Source organism: Tabrizicola sp. (genome assembly GCF_030373185.1).
GTDB lineage: Bacteria > Pseudomonadota > Alphaproteobacteria > Rhodobacterales > Rhodobacteraceae > Tabrizicola.
In genome coordinates this window covers 1-9,208 of record NZ_JAUCZH010000017.1, presented here as the reverse complement: position 1 = coordinate 9,208, position 9,208 = coordinate 1, and the positions used below count along the sequence as shown (strand labels likewise).

9 protein-coding genes are annotated in these 9,208 nt (G+C 63.1%); 4 read left to right on the top strand and 5 right to left on the bottom strand.

The window, feature by feature from the left end; all coding sequences use genetic code 11:
- Nucleotides 1-219: 219 nt before the first annotated feature.
- Nucleotides 220-732, bottom strand: coding sequence for a BrnA antitoxin family protein (locus QUV21_RS17795; RefSeq protein ID WP_300856696.1), 513 nt, complete (start codon nucleotides 730-732; stop codon nucleotides 220-222).
- A gap of 232 nt (nucleotides 733-964) precedes the next feature.
- Between QUV21_RS17795 and QUV21_RS17790 the strand changes: the two genes are divergently transcribed.
- Genes QUV21_RS17790 through QUV21_RS17780 form a run of 3 tightly spaced genes read left to right on the top strand, consistent with a single transcriptional unit; the run spans nucleotide 965 to nucleotide 3,374 of the window.
- On the top strand, nucleotides 965-1,663 hold the full coding sequence (locus QUV21_RS17790) for a DUF484 family protein (protein ID WP_300856695.1): 699 nt from the start codon (nucleotides 965-967) through the stop codon (nucleotides 1,661-1,663).
- Entirely contained in the window at nucleotides 1,660-2,616 is a 957-nt protein-coding gene (locus QUV21_RS17785; RefSeq protein ID WP_300856694.1) for a tyrosine recombinase XerC, read from the top strand. Before QUV21_RS17790 ends, QUV21_RS17785 begins: the two co-directional genes overlap by 4 nt.
- Before the next feature lie 53 nt (nucleotides 2,617-2,669).
- Nucleotides 2,670-3,374 carry a CDP-alcohol phosphatidyltransferase family protein gene (locus QUV21_RS17780; protein ID WP_300856693.1) on the top strand — a complete coding sequence of 235 codons (705 nt, stop codon included), beginning with the start codon at nucleotides 2,670-2,672 and terminating at the stop codon, nucleotides 3,372-3,374.
- Between the two features lie 37 nt (nucleotides 3,375-3,411).
- On the opposite strand, the gene QUV21_RS17775 is transcribed toward QUV21_RS17780, so the two are convergent.
- The 3 genes from QUV21_RS17775 to ileS form a co-directional block, all read right to left on the bottom strand.
- Nucleotides 3,412-4,248, bottom strand: coding sequence for a DMT family transporter (locus QUV21_RS17775; RefSeq protein ID WP_300856692.1), 837 nt, complete (start codon nucleotides 4,246-4,248; stop codon nucleotides 3,412-3,414).
- A gap of 95 nt (nucleotides 4,249-4,343) precedes the next feature.
- Nucleotides 4,344-4,805 carry a methylated-DNA--[protein]-cysteine S-methyltransferase gene (locus QUV21_RS17770; protein ID WP_300856691.1) on the bottom strand — a complete coding sequence of 154 codons (462 nt, stop codon included), beginning with the start codon at nucleotides 4,803-4,805 and terminating at the stop codon, nucleotides 4,344-4,346.
- Nucleotides 4,805-7,768, bottom strand: a complete 2,964-nt coding sequence (gene ileS / locus QUV21_RS17765) for an isoleucine--tRNA ligase (protein ID WP_300856690.1) — start codon at nucleotides 7,766-7,768, stop codon at nucleotides 4,805-4,807. Before ileS ends, QUV21_RS17770 begins: the two co-directional genes overlap by 1 nt.
- A 316-nt stretch (nucleotides 7,769-8,084) precedes the next feature.
- Here ileS and QUV21_RS17760 point away from each other — a divergent pair, with 316 nt between their 5' ends.
- Nucleotides 8,085-8,450, top strand: a complete 366-nt coding sequence (locus QUV21_RS17760) for a DUF2237 domain-containing protein (RefSeq protein ID WP_300856689.1) — start codon at nucleotides 8,085-8,087, stop codon at nucleotides 8,448-8,450.
- Between the two features lie 6 nt (nucleotides 8,451-8,456).
- Here the strand turns inward: QUV21_RS17760 and QUV21_RS17755 are convergent, their stop codons facing one another.
- Complete coding sequence (locus QUV21_RS17755; RefSeq protein ID WP_300856688.1) at nucleotides 8,457-8,981, bottom strand: LuxR C-terminal-related transcriptional regulator; 525 nt, start codon at nucleotides 8,979-8,981, stop codon at nucleotides 8,457-8,459.
- Nucleotides 8,982-9,208 lie beyond the last annotated feature (227 nt).

Here is a 9,208-nt window from a genome sequence, read left to right as displayed (position 1 = left end):
GCTCGCCGCAACCGTCATGTTCTGGCTATGAAACAAGAACGAGTCCTGACCCTAGATCTGCGACCCGCTTCAAAGTTGGTTGTGGAGCCATAACAAATCGCTGGTTCATACCTGCCTCGCTGCCATTTTATTGTTTGTTGTCTGAAGTATCGCAGACGGTCAGCACATGGGCAATGAGCTTCTGAATCTTTTTGATTTCAGATACTTGGGTTCACCCCCTCACCGCACCCAAGGCACCAGCCCCTCCCCCTCCGGCCCGCCCTTCTCCCCATACTTCCGCTGCAATAGCTCCTGCATCTTCGCGCGGCTGGCCTCCACCACCGGAGGCCCCGCGTCTTCCCACACCTCCCCCATCTCCCGCGCCAGATCCCCGAACGCGGGCTTCGGCCCATCCAGCCCCTCCTCCCGTCGCCGGAAGTGGGCCACCGTCTCGGCCCCCCGGATCACGCCCGCCAGCCGCGCGTGCATGTAGCTGCGCAAGACGTCGTTGATCCGGGGGCCGTAGCCCTCGCCCATCGACTTGAAGAACTTCACCACATCGGCCTCCAACCCAAGGTTCACCTTCACCTTGGCCGACCGGGGGGTGGCTTGGGCGATCTCGTGCCAGTCCTCGGGGATGCGGCCCGTCATCTCGATGGTGTTGTGCAGGTCCCACTCCAGCCGGCGCATCACGTCCATCATGTAGGTCATGTTGGCGCGCTGGCGGGGGGTTTGCTGCTTCAGGTTTGGCATGGCGGTCTCCGTTTGCGGCCAGTGTCGCGGGGGCGGGTTAACGCAAGCCCACCGCGGCGCGCGTAGAGACGGAAGGAAGACGCAAGCAAGACGGGGGCAAGACGGCGTCTTGCGGGCCGCTGTGGCAGATCGGCCAATCTGGTGTCGAGGCGTGGCAAAAACGGTGGCCAAGTGGTTTAGCTTTCGCCTATAGTGCATGGAATTCATACCCAAAAACGCCTGGCCATATCCGATGATCGAACCAAAACTGCGCGACCTGATCCTGTCGGAACCGGAACGGTTTCTGGAAGACCGGGACGTGATGAACGCCCTCGTCGCCGCAAACGAACGCGCGATGGGAACCAACATCGTCGACCTCCGCGGCATCGCGATGCAGCGCCTGGAAACCCGCCTTGACCGGCTGGAAGACACGCACCGTTCGGTCATCGCGGCGGCTTATGAAAACCTTGCCGGCACCAATCAGGTTCACCGCGCGATCCTGCAACTCCTTGATCCGGAAACGTTTGAAGACTTCATGCGGGCGCTTTCGACCGAGGTTGCCCAGACGCTTCGGGTGAACGTGGTCCGGCTTGTTCTGGAGACCGTTCAGGAAGACGGCGAGGCAGATCCCGCGCTGCGCCGCCTAGGCGAGGTGCTGCAAGTCGCTCCGCGTGACTTTGTCGGAAGCTATCTGACCAATGGCCGCAATATCCACGCCCGCCCGGTGGTCCTGCGCCCGGTAACCGCGCTTGCCGCTTCGGTTTACGGCCAACAGGCTGGTGATATCCGGTCAGAGGCCCTGATGAAGCTGGACCTTGGCAAGGGCCGCCTGCCGGCCATGCTGGTCTTCGGGTCGGAAGATCCCCATCAATTCAAGACGATGCACGGCACCGACCTGCTGGCCTTCTTCGCGGGGGTTTTCGAACGCGTCATGCGGCAGTGGCTTGGATGAAGGCCGCAGGGCAGATCGAGGTCGGACAACCCGACCCTTTCCTTGCCCCTGCCCTTGGCGCGGCGCTGGCCGACTGGCTGGCGCAGATTGCGGCGCTGCAAGGGGTCGCCGCCACTACGGTTGAAGCCTATCGCCGCGATGTTGCGCGTTATCTGAAGTTTCTGTCCATGCATCGTGGCGGGGCCGAAGGCCTTGCCGCTGTCGCGAGGACATCGCAATCCGAGCTTCGCGCCTGGATGGCCGAGGAACGCAGCCGCGGCCTTTCGGCGCGCTCGCTTGCCCGCGGTCTGTCTGCGGTAAAGGGCTTCACCGCCTGGGCGGCGGACAGGACGGGGATGGATGCCACCACGGTCCTGTCAGCGCGCGGCCCGAAATTCCGGCGCAAACTGCCGCGGCCGCTTTCCGAAGACGGCGCGGCCGCGCTTCTTGAAACGATCGGTGATGATGCCCGCGAAGACTGGATCGCGGCGCGCGACGTGGCGATTGTCACCCTGTTGTACGGTCTGGGCCTTCGCATATCCGAGGCGTTGTCACTGACCGGCGCCAGCCAACCCCTGCCGCCGGTTCTGCGTATCACGGGCAAAGGTGGCAAGACGCGACTTGTCCCCGTGATCCCCGCTGTGGCGAAGGCCGTGGCTGCCTATGTGAGCCTTTGCCCCTACGACCTTGCGCCGGACGCCCCATTGTTTCGCGGCGCGCGTGGCGGTCCGGTCAACCCACGCCTGATCCAGAGTGCGACCGAACGCGCCCGCCTTCGGCTTGGCCTGCCTGCCACGGCCACGCCGCATGCGCTGCGCCACAGCTTTGCCACCCACCTTCTGTCGGCCGGGGGCGACCTGCGCGCCATTCAGGAACTTCTGGGGCATTCCTCGCTTTCCACCACCCAGGCCTACACTGCTGTCGATGCCGCCCGGTTGATGGAAGTCTACGAAAAAGCCCATCCCCGGGCCTGACTTGACATGCGCACCCTGTTGCACCCTGCCCCCAAATCCGCCATCAAGACTGAATGACTCCGCAACTGAAAGCCCTTGGCGTTCATCTTCTCACCGCTTCCGGGGCGGTGCTGGCAATGTTTGCGATGCTTGCCGCGGTAAACGGGGAATGGAGCCTGATGTTCCTCTGGCTGGTTTTCGCGCTCATCGTCGACGGCATCGACGGCCCACTTGCGCGCAGATACCATGTGCAGACGAACTGGCCGACCTATGACGGCGTCCTGATGGACCTGATCGTCGACTACCTGACCTATGTTTTCATCCCGGCCTTCGCGCTGTTCCAGTCTGGCCTCCTGCCCGGCTGGACCGGCTGGCTTGCGATCATCGTCATCTGCTATGGCAGCGTGGTCTACTTTGCCGATACACGGATGAAGACAAAGGACAAATCCTTTGCGGGCTTCCCGGCCTGCTGGAACATGGTCGTATTGGTGCTTTTCGCCACCGAGCCAAGCCAGACGGTGATCCTGATGGTGGTGATCCTGCTGACGGTGACAATGTTCACCAATCTCAAGTTCATCCATCCGACGCGCACAAAGCGCTGGTACAAGCTGTCGCTTGCCGTCTGCATTGCATGGATCGCACTGGCCGGATGGGCGGCATGGTGGGATTTTCAGGAAGGGCCGATAGCCAAATGGCTGCTGGTTCTCACCTCGCTTTACCTTGTGCTGGCGGGGATCGTGCAGCAGGTCGTGCCGGAAGGCATCCGCCGCGTCCGCTAGGCGCAGCCGGAAACCTTCCGACCGGATCTTCGCGGCGTCAGAGCCGGGTCAGCATCACGCCTCCGACGATCACGATCGCAGCCAGCGCTTTTTCGCCGGTCATCCGCTCGCCAAAGATCAGCCAGCCGATCAGCACTGCAAAGAGGATCGAGGTTTCGCGCAGCGCCGCCACCACGGCAATCGGCGCCAGCGTCATCGCCCAGATCGATACCGCATAGGCCCCATAGCTGGCCGCCGAGGCGACGGCCCCCATCCGCCACGCCTGCCAGTTGCGGGGGATCACATCCCAGCCGCGCAAGGCCAGCATGCCCACCGTAAAGAACACCCCATCCGCGACGAAGACCCAAGCCACATAGGCTGCCGGCGCGCCAGATACCCGCGCGCCCATCCCGTCGATCAGGGTATAGGTGGCCGTCGCCAAGGCTGATCCGAGCGCAAAGGGCAGCAGCTTGCGATCCTCACCGCTGGTGAACACCCCCCGCGCCATCAACAGGATGCCCGCCGCCAACACGGCAATTGCAAGATATTCCTGCCCACTGACCGCATCGGCCAGAAAGGCCGCGCCCACCAGCGCCACCACCATCGGCGCCGCCCCCCGCGCGATGGGGTAGACGCGGGACAGGTCGCCCCGATCATAGGCATAGGTCAGGAAGAACTTGTAAGCGAAATGCGTGCAACCCGCCGCGATCACCCAAGGGATCGCCGCAGGGTCGATGGGGGCTGCAAAGCTGATGACGGCAAGGCCGATTGGCACCTCGACAATGGACAGGATCACCATCCCGCCAACCTTCGATGTGCCAAGTTTGATCAGCGCATTCCACAGCGCATGCAGGAAGGCCGCGCCAAGGACGGCAAGAAAGACGCCAAGGGTCACTACGCACCCGTCATGAAACCGTTACATTCTGGCTAAGGCCCCGGCCAGCCGCGCGCAAGCCGCAGGTTAAGTCCAGAACGCGGGTATTCCTAGGCTCAGATCAGCAGCGCGCCTTCGTGGCGCAAGAGTGCCGCCTTCGTCTCAACCCCGCCGGGGGCTGAAAACCCGCCGAACCATTGGGTGCCGGTCACCCGGTGGCAGGGGATCAGGATCGGCAAGGGGTTCGCCCCACAAGCCTGCCCTACCGCCTGCGCCGGGGCGCCGACAAGTCTGGCGATCTGGCCATAGGTCCGGGTCTCGCCCATCGGGATATCCGCCATCGCCCGCCGCGTGGCGGCATGCAGGCCCGTCCCCCAATCCAGCGGCAGGTCAAACCGCACCAGCCGCCTGTCAAAGTAAGCCGCCATCTGCCGCGCCGCCTCGTCCAGCAGGGGCGAGCCTGCGCCCGCCTCTGCCCCCCAGTTCAGCCGCACCAGCACGCCCTCAGCCTCGACCAGTGTCACCGGCCCGAAGGGCGTCGGGACAACGGCCCGCAAGGGCTGCACAGAGCCGCCCATCACCCCAGCGCGTCAGAGCACCGCTTGCAGGTGCCGGGGTGTTTGTGCGTGCCGACATCGGGCAAGACCTTCCAGCAGCGTTCGCACTTGGCCCCCTTGGCCGAATGGAACAGCACCGCCACATCCGGCACATCGGCCAGCACGAAAGCGCCTTCAGGGGCTGCCGTCGGGCGGATTGTCAGATCCGAGGTGATGCACAGCTCGGCGAAATCCACGCTGCCAAGCAACGTCGCAAGCGTCGGGCTGACAAAGACCTCCGGCGCTGCCTCAAGGCTTGACCCGATCACCTTCGCCGTGCGCTGCACCTCCAGCGCCCCGGTCACCACACGGCGCGTATCGCGCAAGGCATCCCATTTCGCCGCCAACGCCTGATCAAGCCAGGCCTTTGGCGTCTCGGGGAAATCCATCAGATGAACCGACGATTCATCCCCCGGGAACCGCTCCAGCCAGACTTCTTCCATGGTGAACACCAGCACTGGCGCCAGCCATGTGGTCAGCCGGTGGAACAGGATGTCCATGACCGTCCGGCAGGCGCGACGGCGCAAGCTGGTGGGGGCGTCGCAATAAAGCACGTCCTTGCGGATGTCGAAGTAGACCGCGCTCAGATCAGTGGTGGCAAAGGTGAACAGCTTCTGGAACACGCCCTGGAAGTCATATCTGGCATAGCCCTCGCGGACCTCGGCATCCAGTTCCGCAAGGCGGTGCAGGATGAAACGCTCTCCCTCGGGCATGTCCTCGAAGGCCACCCTCTCGGCCTCGCTGAAATCCTTCAGCGCACCCAGCATGTAGCGCATCGTGTTGCGCAGGCGGCGGTAGCTGTCGGCCACGCCTTTCAGGATTTCCTTCCCGATCCGCAGGTCAACCGTATAGTCCGACTGCGCCACCCAAAGCCGCAGGATATCGGCGCCGTATTCCTTGATGACCTCTTCCGGCGCCACGGTGTTGCCAAGCGATTTGGACATCTTCATGCCCTTCTCGTCCAGCGTGAAGCCGTGGGTCAGCACGCCGCGATAGGGCGCGCGGCCCTTGGTGCCGCAGGATTGCAGCATCGAGGAATGGAACCAACCACGATGCTGGTCGGTGCCTTCAAGGTAGAGGTCGGCAATCCCGTCCGCCGCGCCATCTTCTCGGTCGCGCAGCACGAAGGCATGGGTCGAGCCAGAGTCGAACCAGACGTCCAGCACATCGAAGACCTGTTCATAATCGGACGGAGTCACGATGCCTTCCAGCATCTGCTCCTTGAATCCTTGCACATACCAGACATCGGCACCTTCAGCGTCAAACGCGGCCTTGATGCGTGCGTTCACCTCAGGCGACCGCAGAAGGAAGTCCGGCGCATCCGGCCGCGCGCCCTTTTTCACGAAAGCCGTCAGCGGCACGCCCCATGCGCGCTGGCGCGACAGCACCCAGTCCGGCCGCGCCTCGATCATCGAGTGCAGGCGATTGCGCCCGGTCGCGGGGGTCCATTCGACCAGCTGGTTGATCGAATTCAGCGCGCGGCTGCGGATCGTATCCCCATAAGTGGACATGCCGTCATCCAGCGCCCGGTCGATGGCGACAAACCACTGCGGCGTGTTGCGGTAGATGACCGGGGCCTTCGACCGCCAGCTGTGCGGATAGGAGTGCTTCAGCTTTGCCTTGGCAAAAAGCGCGCCGGAATAGGCCAGCTGCTTGATCACGCTGACGTTGGCGGGGCCTTCCTTGCCGTCGGGCAGGATGATGTGCTGCCCGCCGAACAAGGGCAGGTCGGAACGGTAAGAGCCATCCGCCTCGACGTTGTAGGTCATCGGCAGGCCGAATTTCACGCCCAGCTGATAGTCGTCATCGCCGTGCGATGGAGCCGTGTGGACGAAGCCGGTTCCGGCATCATCTGTGACATGGTCGCCGGGGAGCATGGGGACATCATAGTCCCACTCGCCATTGCCGCCCTCGACGCCGCGGAAGGGGTGGGCGAGGGTGGCCGCTTCGAGTTCTGACGAAGACACACCGCGAAGCCGACGATACATCGTTGCGTCAAGTTTCGACGCGGCGAATGTCTGTTCCGCGAGCTTGTCAGCCACGACATAGGTCGCACCGATTGTTACGTTCGAGTCCTGCGGCCTCCCCGTAACCTCAAACAGTCCATAGAAAATGGACGAATTGTATGCGACTGCCCGGTTCTGCGGGATGGTCCACGGAGTGGTCGTCCAGATGACCACCCTTGAGCCGAGTTCTTGAAGCATCGCAGTCGGGACCGCACCTGGCACAATGTCTAGAGCGTGCGCCTTCTGGGCATTAACCTTGAACGCCACCCACACCTGGTGGCTGGTATGGTCGTGATACTCCACCTCTGCCTCGGCCAGCGCAGTCTTTTCCACCGGCGACCACATCACCGGCTTCGACCCCTGATAAAGGCTCCCGTTCATCACGAACTTCATGAACTCGTCCGCGATCACGGCTTCGGCGTGATAGTCCATCGTGAGGTAGGGCTTGTCCCATTTCCCCGTGACGCCCAGCCGCTTGAACTCTTCGCGCTGGATGCCGATCCAGCCTTCGGCGAAGCGGCGGCATTCCTGGCGGAAATCGACGATGTCGACATCGTCCTTGTTCAGCCCCTTGGCGCGGTACTGCTCTTCGATCTTCCATTCGATCGGCAGGCCGTGGCAGTCCCAGCCCGGCACATAGCGGGCGTCAAAGCCCATCATCTGCTGGGACCGCACCACCATATCCTTCAAGACCTTGTTCAGCGCATGGCCGATGTGCAGATGCCCGTTGGCATAGGGAGGGCCGTCATGCAGCACAAAGGGCGCGCGGCCCGCAGCCGTGGACCGAAGCCGGTCATAGACACCGATCCGTTCCCAGCGGGCCAGCCAGTCGGGTTCGCGCTGGGGCAGACCGGCGCGCATCGGGAACTGGGTCTCGGGCAGGAAGACGGTTTCGCGGTAGTCGGGCGTGGTCGCGGGGGCGGTCGTGTCGGAAGACATGGGGAAACTCGCGGGCAAAAGGGAATGGATGGACAGGCGCAAAAAGCCCGGCGGCCTGAGATCAGCCCGCCGGGCCGGTAATTCGACGCGAGATCAGCCCGTATTCCATGCCCGGCGTTATAGGAGAACACCCTGCCGGGGTAAAGGGCGGCACTGGTGGGCGGGAAGTCCTGACCGTCGGGGCAACAAGCCTGATGCCACGGCAGACGACTGTCATCGCAAGGCAGCCTGCGCACCATTGCCGCAAGCGTCTTGGCAAGGCTTTCCATTCGCGCCACGAACAGGCAAGGTCGCCTTGGCCAAAAGAGGTATCCGGATGCAAGAACCATCGGTAAATGTGCTGGGCGAACCGCTGCAACCATGCTCGACCGACCCGCTAACCGGGTTTTTCCGCAACGGTTGCTGCGATACCGGCCCGATGGACCGGGGGCTGCACACCGTCTGCGCCACCATGACGGCCGAGTTTCTGGCCCTGTCGAAATACCTTGGCAACGACCTGTCCACCCCGCGCCCGGAATTCGGCTTTCCCGGACTGAAGCCGGGGGACCAGTGGTGCCTCTGCGCCAACCGCTTTCTGCAAGCGCATGAAGAAGGTGCCGCCCCGAAGATCCGCCTTTCCGCCACGCATCAGGCAACGCTTGACGTGGTTCCGCTGGCTGTGTTGCAGGAACACGCGGTCTGAAGCACCTTAGCCGGCAGTCGGCCCGCCATTCGCGGCCACGCGCACCGCCCCGTCATCGCGCATCAGATCATCGATGAACAGGCTGAGAAGTTGCGGTCGCCCGCTGACACCGGCCTTGCGATAGATTGCATTGGTCTGCGCCTTGACCGTGCCTTCACTGGTCGTGCGCAGGCTGGCGATTTCCGCCGTGGACATGCCCTTGATCGCGAACAGCGCCACATCCTTTTCCGATGGGGTCAGGCCCCATTCGTCGAACCGTTCCTTCAAAAGCACCATGAATTCGCCTGATGCCCGGCGCAGTCGTTCTTCGGCCTGATTGCGTTCCTGAAGCGCCCGGCGCAGCATGAACGCCCCCACAACCACCCCAAGCACGAGACCGATCGCGGCACCGATCTCCAGCGCCTCGCGCATCTCCCAACTGATGGGAGAGGTTCGTAGCCCCAATACTGAAGACAGGATGTCAGACACGAAGAAAAAGGCGCAAAGCGCCTGAACCACGAAGATCGCTATGATCGCCGCGGCACGCGTCACGTCTACGCCGTCTCAGACGAGGACGCGGAGGCACCAGGCTGCAACACGTCAGTCATCATCGTCATCGTCATCATCGTCATCATCGTCATCGTCGTCATCATCATCATCGTCGTCGTCGTCGTCGTCGTCATCGTCGTCATCGTCGTCCACGCCACCCTTGCCGCTGCTGGACTTCCCATCGATGATCTGGACAGATCCGCCCCCAGCACTCAACGGGCGCCAAAGAT

Bases quoted from the DNA above. Each gene is read 5' to 3' on its own strand.
- QUV21_RS17795 (WP_300856696.1), bottom strand. From the start codon at position 732: ATGCCAAACCTGAAGCAGCAAACCCCCCGCCAGCGCGCCAACATGACC.
- QUV21_RS17790 (WP_300856695.1), top strand. From the start codon at position 965: ATGATCGAACCAAAACTGCGCGACCTGATCCTGTCGGAACCGGAACGG.
- QUV21_RS17785 (WP_300856694.1), top strand. From the start codon at position 1,660: ATGAAGGCCGCAGGGCAGATCGAGGTCGGACAACCCGACCCTTTCCTT.
- QUV21_RS17780 (WP_300856693.1), top strand. From the start codon at position 2,670: ATGACTCCGCAACTGAAAGCCCTTGGCGTTCATCTTCTCACCGCTTCC.
- QUV21_RS17770 (WP_300856691.1), bottom strand. From the start codon at position 4,805: ATGGGCGGCTCTGTGCAGCCCTTGCGGGCCGTTGTCCCGACGCCCTTC.
- ileS (WP_300856690.1), bottom strand. From the start codon at position 7,768: ATGTCTTCCGACACGACCGCCCCCGCGACCACGCCCGACTACCGCGAA.
- QUV21_RS17760 (WP_300856689.1), top strand. From the start codon at position 8,085: ATGCAAGAACCATCGGTAAATGTGCTGGGCGAACCGCTGCAACCATGC.